This window comes from Halobaculum sp. MBLA0147 (genome assembly GCF_041361345.1).
In the GTDB taxonomy this organism is placed as follows: domain Archaea; phylum Halobacteriota; class Halobacteria; order Halobacteriales; family Haloferacaceae; genus JAHENP01.
Genome location: NZ_JBGKAD010000003.1, coordinates 123,566 through 139,013 on the forward strand (window position 1 = coordinate 123,566; position 15,448 = coordinate 139,013).

The 15,448-nt window shown below is 69.8% G+C and carries 16 protein-coding genes; 9 read left to right on the plus strand and 7 right to left on the minus strand.

Annotated elements, in window-relative coordinates:
- Window positions 1–16 precede the first annotated feature (16 nt).
- The 4 genes from RYH80_RS17030 to RYH80_RS17045 form a co-directional block, all read right to left on the minus strand.
- Complete coding sequence (locus tag RYH80_RS17030) at window positions 17–793, minus strand: bacteriorhodopsin (protein WP_370905285.1); 777 nt, start codon at window positions 791–793, stop codon at window positions 17–19.
- Window positions 787–2,412, minus strand: coding sequence for a methyl-accepting chemotaxis protein (locus RYH80_RS17035; RefSeq protein WP_370905286.1), 1,626 nt, complete (start codon window positions 2,410–2,412; stop codon window positions 787–789). The genes RYH80_RS17030 and RYH80_RS17035 overlap by 7 nt, the downstream gene beginning before the upstream one ends.
- Window positions 2,413–2,670: 258 nt before the next feature.
- A complete protein-coding gene (locus tag RYH80_RS17040) occupies window positions 2,671–3,717 on the minus strand; it encodes a zinc-dependent alcohol dehydrogenase family protein (RefSeq protein WP_370905287.1) in 1,047 nt (348 codons plus the stop codon).
- A gap of 163 nt (window positions 3,718–3,880) precedes the next feature.
- Entirely contained in the window at window positions 3,881–4,075 is a 195-nt protein-coding gene (locus RYH80_RS17045) for a hypothetical protein (protein WP_370905288.1), read from the minus strand.
- A gap of 108 nt (window positions 4,076–4,183) precedes the next feature.
- Here RYH80_RS17045 and RYH80_RS17050 point away from each other — a divergent pair, with 108 nt between their 5' ends.
- From RYH80_RS17050 to RYH80_RS17065, 4 genes are all read left to right on the plus strand, one after another.
- The gene (locus RYH80_RS17050; protein ID WP_370905289.1) at window positions 4,184–4,420 is read left to right on the plus strand and encodes a DUF7557 family protein; all 237 of its coding nucleotides are present in this window, start codon (window positions 4,184–4,186) and stop codon (window positions 4,418–4,420) included.
- Window positions 4,421–4,671: 251 nt separating this feature from the next.
- Window positions 4,672–5,079, plus strand: coding sequence for a hypothetical protein (locus RYH80_RS17055; RefSeq protein WP_370905290.1), 408 nt, complete (start codon window positions 4,672–4,674; stop codon window positions 5,077–5,079).
- 123 nt (window positions 5,080–5,202) lie between these two features.
- The gene (locus RYH80_RS17060; RefSeq protein WP_370905291.1) at window positions 5,203–5,400 is read left to right on the plus strand and encodes a DUF7557 family protein; all 198 of its coding nucleotides are present in this window, start codon (window positions 5,203–5,205) and stop codon (window positions 5,398–5,400) included.
- Window positions 5,397–5,789 (plus strand): PIN domain-containing protein, encoded by a 393-nt coding sequence (locus tag RYH80_RS17065; protein WP_370905292.1) that lies wholly within the window; start codon window positions 5,397–5,399, stop codon window positions 5,787–5,789. Before RYH80_RS17060 ends, RYH80_RS17065 begins: the two co-directional genes overlap by 4 nt.
- A 181-nt stretch (window positions 5,790–5,970) precedes the next feature.
- Here the strand turns inward: RYH80_RS17065 and RYH80_RS17070 are convergent, their stop codons facing one another.
- Together RYH80_RS17070 and RYH80_RS17075 are read right to left on the minus strand one after the other, a co-directional pair.
- Window positions 5,971–6,789: an SDR family NAD(P)-dependent oxidoreductase gene (locus RYH80_RS17070; protein ID WP_370905293.1), complete on the minus strand. Its 819-nt coding sequence runs from the start codon at window positions 6,787–6,789 to the stop codon at window positions 5,971–5,973.
- 113 nt (window positions 6,790–6,902) lie between these two features.
- A complete protein-coding gene (locus RYH80_RS17075; protein ID WP_370905294.1) occupies window positions 6,903–8,213 on the minus strand; it encodes an MFS transporter in 1,311 nt (436 codons plus the stop codon).
- Between the two features lie 206 nt (window positions 8,214–8,419).
- On the opposite strand from RYH80_RS17075, the gene RYH80_RS17080 reads away from it, so the two are divergent.
- Entirely contained in the window at window positions 8,420–9,439 is a 1,020-nt protein-coding gene (locus RYH80_RS17080) for a DoxX family protein (RefSeq protein WP_370905295.1), read from the plus strand.
- A gap of 147 nt (window positions 9,440–9,586) precedes the next feature.
- Here RYH80_RS17080 and RYH80_RS17085 read toward each other — a convergent pair whose 3' ends face one another.
- Window positions 9,587–10,894 (minus strand): NtaA/DmoA family FMN-dependent monooxygenase, encoded by a 1,308-nt coding sequence (locus RYH80_RS17085; protein WP_370905296.1) that lies wholly within the window; start codon window positions 10,892–10,894, stop codon window positions 9,587–9,589.
- 208 nt (window positions 10,895–11,102) lie between these two features.
- On the opposite strand from RYH80_RS17085, the gene RYH80_RS17090 reads away from it, so the two are divergent.
- Genes RYH80_RS17090 through RYH80_RS17105 form a run of 4 tightly spaced genes read left to right on the plus strand, consistent with a single transcriptional unit; the run spans window position 11,103 to window position 15,322 of the window.
- Window positions 11,103–12,248 carry an ABC transporter substrate-binding protein gene (locus RYH80_RS17090; RefSeq protein WP_370905297.1) on the plus strand — a complete coding sequence of 382 codons (1,146 nt, stop codon included), beginning with the start codon at window positions 11,103–11,105 and terminating at the stop codon, window positions 12,246–12,248.
- Complete coding sequence (locus RYH80_RS17095; RefSeq protein ID WP_370905298.1) at window positions 12,245–13,549, plus strand: ABC transporter ATP-binding protein; 1,305 nt, start codon at window positions 12,245–12,247, stop codon at window positions 13,547–13,549. Before RYH80_RS17090 ends, RYH80_RS17095 begins: the two co-directional genes overlap by 4 nt.
- A complete protein-coding gene (locus RYH80_RS17100; RefSeq protein ID WP_370905299.1) occupies window positions 13,546–14,442 on the plus strand; it encodes an ABC transporter permease in 897 nt (298 codons plus the stop codon). The genes RYH80_RS17095 and RYH80_RS17100 overlap by 4 nt, the downstream gene beginning before the upstream one ends.
- The gene (locus RYH80_RS17105; protein WP_370905300.1) at window positions 14,435–15,322 is read left to right on the plus strand and encodes an ABC transporter permease; all 888 of its coding nucleotides are present in this window, start codon (window positions 14,435–14,437) and stop codon (window positions 15,320–15,322) included. Before RYH80_RS17100 ends, RYH80_RS17105 begins: the two co-directional genes overlap by 8 nt.
- Window positions 15,323–15,448 lie beyond the last annotated feature (126 nt).

Sequence of the window (15,448 nt, forward strand, 5' to 3'; positions counted from 1 at the left end):
TGCCCCTGGCGTCGTCTCAGTCCGCCGTCGTGACGCCGTCGCCGTCGGCCACGTCCACCTCGCGACTCTCGTCTGTCGGCGTGTCGACGGCCACTCGCCCGTCCGGTGTGCCGTCCGTCGCCTCGTCGAGGAAGGCGCGCCGGTGGACGGCCGCGAAGTAGACGTACGGTGTCTTCGCCATCACGTCCATGAACGTGACGAGCAGGGTCACGCCGAGTGTCTCGACGTAGCCGAACCCGAGCGGCCCGGCAGCCCAGACCACCGGGTACGCGACCCACAGTAGCCCGACGTGGTTCTGTAGCACCTCGAACAGCCGCTCCCGCTCACCTGACTGTGCCCGCGCCGACGCCGGGAACACGCCGTACAGTGCGTACAACAGCCCGACGTAACACAGCGACGAGAGTGCGAAGGCGACGACTCTGAGCGTCCCGGTCGTCAACACGCCGGCGAAGCCGATCACGATCATCGCCGCGTCGACCGCGACCGTGGCCGCGATCGCCCGCCGCGACGCCCCAGCCACGTAGGCGACGTAGCCGATCAACACCGGCGTCGTCACCAGCCAGTCGACGTACCGCGGCACGGGAACTGCGACACCCGAGACCGTGATCGTCCCCACACCCGCGGCCATCAGCGCGTACGCCACCGCGGCGGCACCGGGGATCACGAGCAGCCACGCGAACTGCCCCGCCTCGCGGTCGGTGTCGTCGGCGGTCCAGAGGCGCCACCAGATCCCGACCCCGACGAGCATCCCGACAGCACCGACCGCCAGCGCGACGGTCTGTGCGGTCACCACGAGCGCTCACCCCCGTCGGACCGCACCACTGCGTCCGGTCCGCCCGAACTCGGCGCGGGGGTGTCGTCTGGACCCCTACCCGGTGCGCTGCCACCGCCCTCGTCCGGTCCGTCACTCACTGCCTCGGCGTCCACCTCGAAGGCGTCGAGACGGTCGGCCAACTGCTCCGTCTGCGTCTCGAACTCCTCCGAGCGGGTGATCACGTCTGCGACCGCGTCGCCCGCCACTTCGGTCGCCGAGACGATGTCCTCGGTCGCGTCACTCACCTGGTCGCCGACGGCGGCGACGCGGTCGACCTTCGTGGTGAGCCGTTGGGTCGTCTCCGCCTGTTCGTCCGTCGCACCGCTGATCTCGCCGACGCCGTCGTCGATCCGGGCGACGGACTCGGAGATCGTCTCGATCTGGGTGACCGCCTCGCGGGTCGTCTCGACACCCTCGGTGAGTGACTCGTTGGTGGTCGCGATCTGGTCCGTCGCCGCCCGCGTCTCCTCGCGCAACTCGTCGATCGTCTCGCCGATGGCGTCCGCCTGCTCGCCGGTCTCCTCGGCGAGACTCTTCACCTCGTCGGCGACGACGGCGAACCCGTCGCCCGCGTCGCCGCCACCGCCGCCGTCGCCGCCGGCGCGTGCAGCCTCGATGGAGGCGTTCAACGCCAGCATGTTCGTCTGGTCGGCGATGTCGGCGATGATCTCCACGACCTCCGTGATCTCGGCGGTGCGCTCGTCGACGCGCTCGATCCGCTGGACGGCGTCGGCCATCTCTCGTTGGACGGTCTCGACCGTCTCGATGGCGGTCGTCGCCGCCTCCTGCGCCTCCGTCGCCGCGTCCGCGGCGGACTCGGCGTCGCGTGCCACCTCGTCCGTGGTCGCCGCGATCTCCTCGGCGGTCGCCGAGAGGTCGTTCATCTCCGCGGTCGCCTCCTCCAGTTGCTCGCGTTGGTCGTCGACCGCCGACAGCGTCTCGCGCGTCGCGTCGGCGACCGCCCCAGCCTCCTCGTCGATCTGCTCGGCGGCGACTCGCACCTCGGCCGAGCCGTCCGCGACCGTGTCGGCGAAACCAGACACGTCGCCGAGTGCGTCCTCCAGCTCGTCGACGGTGGCGTTGAACTGCTCGCCGATCACCTCCATCGCGGTCGACTCCGTCGTGGCGTCGACGCTGGTCACGTCGACGCGCTGTGAGAGGTCACCCGTCGCCGCGGCGGCCATCGTCTCCGCGTACTGTTCGGCGATGGCCTGATGTTGTGCGGCGATCTCGTCGGCCTCCTCGCGTGCCGCTTGCGCCTCCTCGCGGGCCCGCTCGGCCGCCTCGATCCGGTCGGCCAGCGTCTGACGCATCCGCTCGACCGACGCCGCCGTCCGTCCGAACTCGTCGCTACGTGTCGTCTCGACGCGTGTCTCTAACTCGCCGTCGGCGATCGCCGCCGTCCGGCGTTCGAGGAACCGCAGCGTCGCCAGTGTCGTCGTCCCGGTGATCGACCCGAGTACCAGGAGTCCGACCAGCCCCGCCAACACCGTCGCGGCGACGCTGTCCGTCACGACCCCGGTCGCCAGGATCACCGCCCCGACGCCGAGGTACCCGGTCGCGAGCTTCGCGCCGTACCGGTCCCGAACGAGTGTCATCGTCTCGTAGCCTCCGTGTGAACTATCCACAACACACCTAAAGGCTCTTTGGGGCTCGTTATCAGCCTGTAGAACCACACCCGTCCCGATCTCGACGGAGCGAGGGTAGTACGAGTGCTCCTGAAGGATCACTTCCCAGATTCACACACCGGTGTGACCCGAGTCTCACTCCGCGAGTACCCGACGGGCGACCGCCGGTAGTTCACTTGGCGTGCAATGCCGTCGGGAGCGGTACCTCTCGGGTTCGGCCCTCTCGTGTCAGTCCCAGGGCTTCACGAGCACCTTGATCGCCTCGCGGTTCGACATCGCCTCGTAGCCGTCCGGCACGCCATCCAAGTCGACGGTCTCGGTGAAGATCGGCGCTGGATCGAGGGTGCCGCCGAGCACGTCCGCCATCAGCTCCTCGGCGTACGCGCGGACCGGCGCGACGCCGCCGGCGAGCGTGATGTTCGGCCCGAAGAAGTCGAACAGGTCCAGTCCCTCGCTCATCCCGTGGGGAACGCCGACGTAGCCGATCGTCCCGCCGGGGCGGCAGACTGTCGTCGCGGTCTCCATCGCGGAGGCGGCTCCGACACACTCCAGTACGTGGTCGACGCCGCCGTCGGTCGCCGCCAGCGCGGCCTCCCCGTCGTCCGTGTCGCCGCCGCCGACGACGATGTCCGTCGCGCCGAACTCTTCGGCGAGTTCGAGGCGGTCCTCGTGGTGGCCGACGGCGACGATCCGGCGCGCGCCGAGTCGCCGCGCGGCGAGGACGCCACACAGTCCGACCGCGCCGTCGCCGATCACGACACAGTCGTCGCCTGCCTCGACACCCGCGGAGACGGCGGCGTGGTGACCCGTCCCCATCACGTCCGTCAGGGGGAGTAGGGACCGCAGCGTCTCCTCGTCGTCGGCGTAGCGGTCCGGCACGCGGACGAGCGTCCCGTCGGCGTGGCGCGACCGGACGTACTCGCCCTGCCCGCCGCCGTTGTCGCCGCTCCACCCGTCGCCGTTCACACACGAGGTGTGGAGTCCCTTCCGACAGAACTCACACTGGCCACAACTGATCCGGAACGGTGCCAACACCCGGTCCCCCGGCTGGACGCGTGTCACGTCGTCGCCGACCTCCTCAACGACCCCCATCGGCTCGTGGCCCACGCGCGAGCCGGCGTCCCGGTCGCTGTCGCCCTCGTAGAACCACAGGTCCGACCCACACACAGCCGTGTGGGTCACCTTCACGATGGCGTCCGTCGGTTCCTCGATCTCCGGTTTCGGGACCTCCTCGACGCGGATGTCGCCGGGGCCGTGGTAGACTGCTGCTCTCACGCACGGATCCTCGGGCGGCACCGGGAAAAGCCGGTCGGAGCCGGCCAGTGTCGGATCGGGGGCCATCGGGATCGGACCGCTGTGGCGGGTCGGACCGGCGTGGGGAGCTGGATCGGCGGCAGGATCGGATCGAGGCGGACTCGGATCTCGCTGCGGCCCCGAACTACCCGAACGCGCGGTAGACGGCGTAGCCGCCGACGAGCGTCGCGGCGGCGACGGCGACGGCGGCGGCCCACCGGGGCCCGGTGACGGTCAACACGGTCGCGACGCCGTACCCCACGATCACGGCGAACAACAGCGACCGCGGTGCGGTCGGTCCCTCCTCGGCGGTCGGATCGTACGGGTCTACGTCGCTCACACACTACCCTCTCGCCGCATGCGACTTGGCTCCACCGGAATCGGGTGTGTTCGTCCAGTTCCGGTGCTCGGCGACAGGTTCTCGTCGAGTGTGGACGAACGTGTCGACGTGTCCAGTACGATCATCGGGCTCTCGGCGGAGACGAAGCGACTGCTCGACACACTGAAACGGGACGACGAGAGCTACGAGGCGGTGATCCGGCGGCTGGCGCTGCGCGACAGGTGGACGGGGTTCGGGGCGTTCGAGGAGGCGGACGCCGACGACGCGGCGGCGGGACTCGCGGCGGTTCGCGCGGACCTCGAGGCGGAGTCGGCCGACCGGATCGAGCGACTCGCCGAGCGGTGATCGTCGTGGATACGACCCTCGTGGGCGACGACTTTGTCGGCCGAGCGGCCGCTCGCGAGCGTCCGGAACGGTACGAGCGCTCCGTCGGCTCGCCGGGCACGGCCGGATCGGAGTGACGACACTGCGGCTCGACGGGGCTGTCTCCCTCGTGTCGAAGTCGGACACGACCTGCTTGAACGCAGTAACTGGATCGAAGAGTGAAACGAGTGGCGAGCAGAAAGTACTTGATCTACCGGAGGGCAGTCGACTCCGTGCACAGGAGAGCGATACTCGCTGCCGTCGGCGGAGCGATCGGACTCGCCGGTTGCACCGGCGGCGTGGAGACGACCCTCCGCGTGGAGGTGTTGAACTCGCGTGAGCGGGCGGTCCCCTACGAACTGTCGCTGTCCCGAGGGGGCGAACGGATCGTCACGACCACCGACGAGGTCGCCGGCACGAGCGCGGACGACGACGGTGCCGACACGGACGAACTCCGGCTCGGGTTCGACGCGATCCGGACGCGACAGACGTTCGTCGTCGAGGTGGAGACCGAGACGGCGACGGCACGGAAACCCGTCACACTCTCGTGTCGCGCCCGCGACGGCGGCGCGTACCTCTCGATCAGATTCCACGGCGACGAACAGATCATCGTGAAGTCGAGCGACTGTCGCGGCGACTGACGACGCGGCCGGGGGCCGTGTGGCAAAGAAACGGACCGATTCCCCGGTCATCGTCCACTCCGCCATCGGCACTGCAGACGACTCGTCGAAAGCTAATTATCCTCGTATGCACACCGCATACACGTGAGCACGTCGATCCGCGTCTCCGACGACACGAAACGGATGCTGGAGCGTCTCAAGCGGGACGAAGAGACGTTCGACGAGTTACTCGAACGGCTCGCCCAGAGTGAGCAGCCGATCGACGTCGGTGCGTGGGGTGCAGAGCGGGCGGATCGTGCGCGTGATGCCGTACGGCGATCTCGGGAGAGTTTCGAGCAGTGACGTTCCTCGACTCGTCGATCGTCATCGACATGCTCGAGGGCGTGCCGGAGGTCGTCGAGTACGTCGAAGACCGCGGCCAGCCCTACCTCACCTCGTCGCTGTGCGTGTTCGAGGTCGTCGACGGTGAAGTCGGCTCCGGAACCACCGACGTAGACGCGGTCCGGGCGGAGTTCGGTGGTGTCCGGGCGCTCGACCTCGACGAGCAGGTGGCACTGGAGGCGGGCCGGATGCAAGACCAGCTGATGGACGACGGTGAACGTATGGCTACGCGTGATCTCCTCGTCGCTGCGACTGCGCGATCTACCGGTGACGAACTCGTCGTCGCCGACGGCGACTTCGAGACACGAGTCCTCACGGATCTGATGGACGTGACGAACCTCAGGGAGTAGGACCGGGTGGACGTGGGCGGTGAGAGCACACGCCGATCGGCGCAACCGAGTCAGTGTCACCGACGGGGTGACGAGACGGGTGGAAACTGTCCCCGAGGAGACGGAACGGGTCGGGAGTGCTGTCGAGAATCCCTCCCGATCCCCGAGACACGACTCCCGCCCGCTACCGCCTGCTCCCGACTCACTCGTCCGCGAGGAACGGGAAGGTTCCGTCGTCGAACGCGCTCCCGCCCAACGAGGTGACGACGCGGTGGGGGAGCAGCCGCGGTGTGAACCCGACGAGTCTGTCCTTCAAGTCCGGGAAGATCACGCGCTCGCCGTCCAGGTGCCCGTTCCACGTCGTCCGCGCCACGTCGACCGGGTCGTGAGTGAGGCCGTCGTCGACGCCACTCTCGGCCATCCCGCCGCGTTCGACGAACTCCGTGTCGACGGCGGTCGGACAGACGACGGAGACGGTGACGCCGAGCGGTTCTAGTTCCGCCGCGACGGCTCGCGAGAAGTGGTTGACGTACGCCTTGCTCGCCGCGTAGACGGCGGTCCGTGGCGCGGGGTAGTAGCCCGCCGCCGATCCGACGTTGACGACGCCGCCGTGTCTGCGCTCGGCCATCGGCGCCGCGAGTCGTACGGTCAACTCCGTCAGCGCCGTCGCGTTCACGGTGACCTGGTCGCGGGCAGTCTCCGGATCGGTCTCCGTCGCCGGGCCGTAGGTCGGGAAGCCGGCGCTGTTTATCAGGCGGTCGATCCGGTGGTCCGTGGCGGCGACGCGGTCGGCCAGCGACGCGGCGCCGTCCGGCTCGGCGAGGTCCTGGGGGAGCACCGTCGCGGCGACGCCGTACTGCTCGCGTGCCTCGCTCGCGACGGCTTCGAGTTTCGCCTCGCGGCGGGCCGTGAGCACCAGATCGTAGCCGTCGGCGGCGACCTCCAGCGCCAGTGCCGCCCCGATTCCACTCGACGCCCCGGTCACGAGCGCCGCGTCTTCGGACTCGGTCGTGGCTGTCACGACCCGACGGAGGGACGGCACTCACTTGGTGGTCACGACACGGCGTGACCGAGGACGACGGCGGGTCGACTGGAGAAACGGTGCGAACTCGAGTTTTCCCGCGGCGTCGTCGGTCACTCCGGCGGGCGCAGGAGTGCGGTGGCGAGACCGGCGACGGCGAGGACGACCCCCGAGATCCGGAAGGAGGTCGTCCACCCGAGCGAGACGACGAGCAGACTCGCGACGGTGCCGCCGAACACGCTCCCCCACACCTTCCCGGTGTACAACAGCGCGTAGTTCTCGGAGGAGCGTCGCTGGCCGTAGTACTCCCCGATCAGACTCGGGAACACGGAGAAGGCGGGACTCCGGAACAGGGCGGCGGCGCCGACCAGCGCCGCGAACGGCCACGCGGCGGCGGCCGCCCCGGCGACCGTGGCGGCGACGAGCGCGACGCCGGAGAGGACGAGCGACGCCGAGACGGTCCGCACACGTCCGAGCCGGTCCGAGACGCCGCCGACGGTGACGATCCCAGCCGCGTCCGCCGCCGCGACGACGGAGGCGCCGGCAGTGGCGACCGCCGCCGGCAGCTCCAGCGCGTCGGCGTACGCGACCACCTTGCCGATCAGCATCAGCCCGACGCCGTTGACGACGATCATCACCGCGTACAGCAACCAGAACTGCCACGTCCGTACCGTCTCGCGCCACTCGTAGGTCCCCGCCGCAGGGGACTCGACGCCGGCGTCTGGCTCCGGCGTATCGCCGTCTCTCTCGCCTCGGTGGCCGCCGGCGTCGGCCGGTACGTCGTCGGCTCCGTCGCCGTCCGGTTCCGACTCCCCGTCGGCCTCGCCCGCTCCGCCGCCGTCCAACGCACTCGCTGGCGGGTCGCGGACGACGACGGCCGCCAGCAGTGCCGCCAGCGCGACGCCGACACCGAGGACGATCAGCGTCTCGGTCAGCGCCGTCTCGACACCGCGGCGGACGAGCGGAATCGCGAGGAAACTCACGCCGCTGTACGCCATCGTCACCACCCCGGTCGCGAGTCCGCGCCGCTCCGTGAACCACTTCACCGGGGTGTTGACGGCGACGGTGTAGACGACGCCGCTCCCGATTCCACCGAGTGCGTAGGCGGCGTAGACGAACGGGAGCGACTCGGCGAGGGCGGTGCCCGCGTAGCCGATCGCCAACAGCGGGGTCCCGACGAGCAGCGGGACGCGGGGGCCGTAGCGGTCACGCACCCACCCGGCCGGGAACTGCGAGCCGGACTGGAACACGAGGAAGACTGTGAAGACTGTGCCGAGCGCCGTCTCCCCGGTGCCGAGTCGCGCCCCCAGTGGGAGCCGCACGGACGACCAGACGAACTGGTAGGTGCCAACGGCACCCATCGCAAGCGCCGCGACGGCGACCAGCGTCCACCGCGACACCGGGAGATCCTCGCTCGGGTTCACGACCACCGAGTGACGACGGAGCGGAAAGAGCCCCACGAAACGCTCGGCCAGGTCCCCGTCAAGTTCGCACGGACGGGAACTGACTTGCCCCTGGAGCCCGGAGTCGTCACGTGAACTCGGACTCGCCTCGTCGGTCGCCCCCCGACTCCCGTGGTGTCGCCAGCCACACCGGATACGCTGGCTACGCTGGACAAGCCGGGCGGCTCGTGGGTCTCTGCCTCGCCGCGGTGTGGCTCGTCGGACTCGCCACGGCTCACGTCGACTACGTCACGGACGGCACCGGCGAACTGAGCAACCCCGTCACGTTCCTCGTCGGCGTGTTGTCGACGCCCGGGAACCTGGCGCTGTTCGGTGCCGGTGGCCTCGCCGCCGCCGTCGGGGTCGGGAGTTACGCCCGGTTCCGGCCGTTCGCACACGACCTCCGCGTCGCGCGCCGGACGATGCAGTCGTACCGCCCGTACCTCCCGTGGATGTTCCGGCTCTCCGTCGGCCTCCCGCTCGTCGGCGCGGGGTTCACCGGCTACCTCTTCACGCCGGAGGTCCAGACCTCGCTGCGACTGCTCCAGATCGGACTCGGCTTCCTGTTGCTGTTCGGCCTCGCGACGCGGTGGGTCGGCGTCGTGGGGCTGGTCGTCTACGGCTGGGTGCTCGTCGTCGCGTGGCCGGTCCCGCTGCTCGCGCTGGAGTACGTCGGCGGCTTCCTCGCCATCGCACTCGTCGGGAGCGGCCAGCCGAGCGCGGACGGCCTCTTCCGGCGGCTCCGCGTCACGGACGGGACCCTCCTCAACCGTCTGGGTGTCGGCGGCGACCCGCTGGCGGATCTGGTCGGACGGACCGGCGCGGCGCGGTTCGCGGGGCCCGCAGTCCGACTGGCACTGGGTGTACAGTTCGTCTACCTCGGACTCGTCGAGAAGCTGATGCAGCCACAGGACGCGTTACTCGTCGTCGAGAAGTATGACCTGACGGCGGTCGTCCCCGTCGCGCCGGAGATGTGGGTCGCCGGTGCCGGGGTGACCGAACTCGCCGTCGGACTGCTGTTGATCACCGGGACGCTCACCCGTGCCTCCGCGTCGATCGCGTTCCTGCTGTTCACGACGACGCTGTTCGGGCTCCCGGACGACCCAGTGCTCGCACACGTCTCGCTGTTCGGACTCACCTCCGCGCTGCTCGTCACCGGTGCCGGCCCGCTGTCGGTCGACCGACTGTTGTTCGGCGACGAGGTGTGACGTGGGGAGGCGTGGGGTGACGAGATGCGGGGTGGTGTGGTGTGTGACGACGAGATGCGGGGTGGTGTGGTGTGTGACGACGAGGTGTGAGACGACGGGGTCCGAGGCGGCGCAGTCGGCGGCTCGTCGCGTGTCTCTCCCGTCGGTTCACCGCGGCCGGTCGCGTCCGAACAGGCGGCTCCTGAGCGTCTCGTCGGCGTCGTAGCCGTCGGGCGTCAGCCCGCGCTCGCGGAGCTCCGGCAGGAGGTGTTCGACCACGTCGGCGAACGTTCCGGGGACGACCGGCGCGGTGACGACGACGCCATCCGCGCCCGCAGCCTGCCACCGCTCCAACTCGTCGGCGACCGCCTCCGGTGTCCCGACCAGCTCCGCCGTCGGGTAGCGCGCGTAGCGCACGGCCGCCTCCCCGACGGTCCACTCGCGGTCGTCGTCGAGGAACACCCGCAACGCGCCCCGGATGCCGCTCGCGTCGATCGCCTCCAGTGGATCGTCGAGATCGTACTGCGAGTAGTCGTGATCGAAGTGGTTCGAGAGGCGCACCAACCCCGTCTCCGGCTCGATGGCGTCCAACACGCGGTCGCGCTCCGCCTCGGCCGCCGCCCGCGTCGGGGCGACGTACGGCGTCACCGCCGGGTAGAGCCGCACGTCGTCGGGGTCGCGTCCGGCGGTCTCGACCCGCTCGCGAACGTCGGCGGCGTAGTCCGCGAACCCCGCCCGCGACAGCGAGAACGAGAACAGCGCCTCGCCGTGACGCGCCGCGAACGTCCGCCCGCGATCCGACTGGCCCGCCTGGAACAACACGGGCGTCCGCTGTGGCGTCGGCGCGGTCATGTGCGGGCCGGGGACGGAGAACTGCTCGCCCTCGTGGTCGACGAACGACACCGCGTCCGGGTCGGCGTAGGTACCGGTCGACGCGTCGCGGACGACGGCGTCGTCGTCCCACGACGCCTCCCAGAGCGCGCGGACGACCTGGAGGAACTCGTCGGCGCGGTCGTAGCGCTCGTCGTGGCCCAACTGGTGGCCGAGGACGTTCTCGAACTCCAGGCGGCCGGCGGAGGTGACGACGTTCCAGCCGAGTCGCCCGTCGGTGAGGTCGTCCAGCGTCGAGAGCTTCTTCGCCAGCAAGTACGGCGGGTACAGCGACGTGGAGGCGGTCGCGACGAGCCCCAGCGACTCCGTCGCCGCCGCGAGTGCAGACACCAGCGGGAGCGGGTCGTTCTCCGGGAACTGCTCGCCGCGGCGCACCGTCGGGGCGACACTCCCGCGGTAGCGGTCGGCGACGTTGTACGCGTCGGCGAAGAACAGCCCCGCGAACTCGTCGTCCAACAGTCCGGCGAGCTCCGTCCAGAACCCGAGATCGCGGTAGCCGTCCGCCTGCTCGTGGTCGGACAGCCGCCAGGCGTCCTCGACGGTCGGCGAGTGGCTGCAGTTGACGTACGCGAACAGGTCGAACACGACCACAGTTCGGGCTCCGCGGACAAGTCTCCACCTATCCTCGCGGTCGGCGCGAGGAGATCGCGTCACTCACTGCCGCGGCCGGGGAGTGGCGTTCCGTCGCCACGAGCGCCGGAGCCGTGATCACCGTTCACACGCCACGAGACGGCGACAGACGGCAGTCCGAGCGGGCGCCAGATACTAACCGACGGCGCTCTTGGAACAGTCGATGTCCGAACACGGGGACGACCGTGGACGCACGACGCGACGAGCAGTACTCGGAGCCACCGGCGCCGGCATCGCCGGGTTGAGCGGGTGTCTGGGTGGCTCCAGCGGCGGCGGGGACGACGGAGGTGCAGGTGGCGGCACGACGACCGGCACCGTCGACTCCGCCCAGCCGTTCCGCAACAAGACGCTCCGGTTCTCGACGTGGAGCGGGACGAACGCGACGGTGTTCGAAGAGGAGATCAAGCCGGCCTACGAGGAGAAGACGGGCGGCACCCTCGAGATCGTGCCGGGGTGGTCCGAGATCCTCGCGAAGATCCGCGCCGCACCCGCCGACAGCCCGCCGTACGACCTCACTGTCACCGGCGACCGGGCACACTACATCGGACTCCAGTCGGACCTGTGGGAGCAGATCGACTTCGACCAGTTGGACAACGCCGGGGTCATCAAGCAGAACTTGCTGCGGGAGGACCCCATCTCCGTCCCGCTGGCGTACGGCGTGATGTGTTACGCCTACGACGAGGCGGCCATCGGCTTCGACCCAGGCGAGTGGAGCGACCTCACGACGGAGGCCGAGGACGCCGCCCTCCCGGGGTCGTACTTCACCAACTCGCTGCAGATGGCCTCGATCGTCTCCGAGGAGATGCCGTTCGACGAGGAACTGTACAGCCCGGAGGGCCACGACGCCATCTTCGAGACGCTCCGCGAGATCGACACCGCGACGTTCTACACCGGTGCCCAGGACATGTGGACGGCGATCTCGCAGGGTGTCGCCACCCTGGGGCAGTACTTCTTCGCGTACTCGCTGAAGAAACGGCAGTCGACGGACTCCTTCGACATCGGGCTCCACGTCCCCGAACGGACGACCGGCTACATCGACGACTACCACCTCGTCCGGGGGACGAGTCGCGGCGAGATGGCCCACGACTTCCTCGACTTCATGCTGTCGGCGGAGATGCAGACGACCTACGCCCAGAACTTCAACATGGGGATGGTCAACCCCGAGACGGACTACCCGTCCGCGACGGAGGAGAACGTCCCGCTGGACAACGAGGCGCTGGCCGACGTGTCCTTCCTGGAGTGGGCGGACGTGGCACAGTACGCCGAGAGTCTCAACGAGCGGTTCAACGAACTCAAATCCGAGGTATGAGCGGGGGGACGGGCGGTCGCGATCCGGTGCTCGAACTCGACGGCGTCGTCCGCGAGTTCGGCGACGTGCGGGCGGTCGACGACCTCTCGCTGTCGGTCGACGCGGGGGAACTCGTCTGTCTGCTCGGACCGTCCGGCTGCGGGAAGTCGACGACGCTGCGGACAGTCGCGGGGTTCGAGACACCCGACGCGGGCGCGGTGCGGATCGACGGCCGCGACGTGACCGGGCTCGCGCCCAACGAGCGGGCCACCTCGATGGTGTTCCAAGACTGGGCGTTGTTCCCGAACAAGACGGTACTGGAGAACGTCGCCTTCGGACTCGCGATGGACGGCGTCGACACGGCGACGCGTCACGACAGGGCTCGCGAGATGTTGGAGTTGGTCGAGATGGCCGGACACGCCGACGACCACCCGGACCAGCTGTCTGGCGGGCAGAAACAGCGCGTGGCGTTGGCGCGTTCGTTGGCCGTGGACCCGGAGCTGTTGTTGCTCGACGAGCCGCTGTCGAACCTCGACCGGAAGCTCCGCGAGGCGATGCAGTTGGAGATCGCCGAGATCCAGGCGGAGTTGGGGACGACGATGCTGTACGTCACCCACGACCAAGACGAGGCGTTCACCCTCGCCGACCGGATCGCCATCGTCAACGAGGGCCGGATCGTCCAGTCCGGACCGCCGGCGGCGGTGTACACGGACCCGGACCACCGTTTCGTCGAGTCGTTCCTCGGGACGACGAACTTCCTCTCGTGTACCGTCGCTCGCGACGGCGACCCGCCCGCGGACCGAGTCGCGCTGGCGACCCCACTCGGAGAGCCGCTGTACGCGCCCACCGGGACGCGCAGTCTCGACTCCGAGGAGGCGGTGACCGCCTCGATCCGGCCGGAGCGGTTGTCGCTGTCGGCGGACCCGGCGGATCGCGGCGGCCGCCTCTGGGCCGGTGAAGCTGGCGGAGCCGCCGAGACGACCGCCGACGGAGCCGCCGAGCGGAGTGCCGACGGAGAGGCGGATGCCCGCGCCGATGACGCGGACGCCGACACCCGCCGCGAGCGCGCGGTGGCGGACGACGGGGCGACGACCGACGGCGGCGAGACCGACCCGCCGCCGCTGCGGACGACCGGCGAGGTGACGCGGCGCCTCCACCGCGGTTCGCGGGTGCGCTACGAGGTGCGCGTCGGCGAGGCGACGCTGGTCACGGAGCGCGGGATCGACCGGCCGCTCGGCGTCGCGGAGGGTGACACTGTCGGCGTGGGTGCCGCGGGCGGCGCGGTGAACTACTTCGACGGCGACGGGAGGCGGTTGCGGTGAGTCTCGCGGGTGCGACCCCCGGCCGACTCCGGCGTGCGGTCGACGACCGCTCCGCGACCCTGCTCGTCGTCCCGCTGTTGCTGTTCGACCTGGCGGTGTTCGTCGTGCCGTTCGGCTACCTCCTGCGGATCGCCCTCTCGGAGCGCGCCACCGCACAGGCGTACGTCGAGGGGTCGTGGTCCGTGGAGAGTTTCACCTACCTCGCGACCGCGAGCAACGTCCACGAACTGTTCGCGTTCACGCTCGGGTTCGCCGTCGTCGCGACCGTGGTCTCGTTGGCCGTCTCACTGCTGTACGCCTACGCGATGTGGCGCGCCGACGGGGCGTTGCGGGTGGTGCTCACCGCCGGGGTACTGGTGTCGATGTTCACCGCCATCGTCGTGAAGCTGTTCGCGGCGGTGTTGGTGTACTCCCCGAACGGTCTCGTCAACGACCTGTTGGTCGGGAGCGGCCTGCTCGCCGAGCCGCTGTTGCTCGTCAACAACGGCGTCGGTGCGCTGCTGGGACAACTGTACGTGATCGTCCCGTACTCCGTGTTGGCGGTGTACTCCGTACTGGCGACGATCGACGAGTCGCTGCTGGAGGCGGCTCGCGACCTGGGTGCCGGTCCGATTCGGACCGTCCGGGCGGTCGTCGTGCCACACGTCGTGCCCGGCTTACTCGTCGGCGGCGTGATCAGCTTCACCTGGAGCATCGGCGCCTACGCCGCGCCGCTGTTGATCGGCTCCGGGAGCGAACGCACCGCGGGGATCGCCGTCTCCGACTTCCTGTTGCAACAGTTCGACTGGCCGGTCGCGGCCGCGTTGGGGCTGGTCGTCACCGCCACCGTCTTCCTCGCGCTCGTCGTCACCTGGCTGGCGCTCTCCCGCTCGGGGGTGGACACCGGTGTCTGACCGCGACGGACTCACCGACGGCGGAACCGCGACCCGAGATCGAAGCCAGTCCGGCCGGCCGGACTCGCCCGTCGTCTCGCGGCTCCGACGGACGGCGGGGACGTGGCTGTTCCGGCTGGCGTACCTGGTCGTGTTCGCGTTCCTACTGGCGCCCATCCTCGTCGTCGTCGCCTCCTCGTTCGACGCCACGGGTGCGGTGACGTTCCCGCCGGAGGCACTGTCCGCGCGCTGGTACGGGGAACTGCTCGCGAGCGAGGCGTGGACGCGTGCGATCCGCAACAGTCTGGTCGTCGCGACCGGGACGACACTGTTCGCGACGACGCTGGGCGTCCTCGCGGCACTGGGTGTACGGCGACTCGACGACGACCTGTCGGCGGTCGTCAGCGCGCTCGCGGTGCTCCCGCTGCTCGTCCCGGGGGTCGTGTTGGGCGTGACGCTGTTGGTGTTCTTCAGCGAGTTCGGACTCCAACAGCGACTCCCGACGCTGGTGTTGGCACACTCGCTGTGGGCGACGCCGCTCACCTACTCCGTCGTGCGGGCGACGTTCGCGCGGTTCGACTGGTCGGTGCGCGACGCCGCGCTCGACCTCGGGGCGACTCGCCCCCGCGCCTTCCGCGAGGTCGTCGTCCCGAACGTCCGTGCCGGCCTCGCCGCGGCGGCGCTGGTCGCGTTCGTGGTCAGCCTCCAGGAGTTCGTGATGACGCTGTTCCTCTCGGGGCGGGACACGCGGACGGTGCCGGTGAAGGCGTGGAACTCGCTGCGGAACTCGTTGGACCCGCTCGTGAGCGTCACCTCGACGCTGTTGGTCGTCGCCGTCCTGCTCGTCGTCGTCGGTGCCGGCGTGCTCGTCGGCCTCGAACGACTGGCGCGCGACAGTTGAGCGGTCGGAGACGGTCGTCGACGGTGTGGAATCCCCGTTCGTCCTCCGCCCGGACGTGTTGTTATTTCACACGAGAGTAGGGCCACCCCGACAGTCGTTAGTACCGTCCCCGTGTCTGTGACCACG

What these genes read in the sequence shown, in the direction of transcription:
- RYH80_RS17035 (WP_370905286.1), bottom strand. Translation starts at nt 2,412, where the DNA reads ATGACACTCGTTCGGGACCGGTACGGCGCGAAGCTCGCGACCGGGTAC.
- RYH80_RS17090 (WP_370905297.1), top strand. Translation starts at nt 11,103, where the DNA reads ATGTCCGAACACGGGGACGACCGTGGACGCACGACGCGACGAGCAGTA.
- RYH80_RS17095 (WP_370905298.1), top strand. Translation starts at nt 12,245, where the DNA reads ATGAGCGGGGGGACGGGCGGTCGCGATCCGGTGCTCGAACTCGACGGC.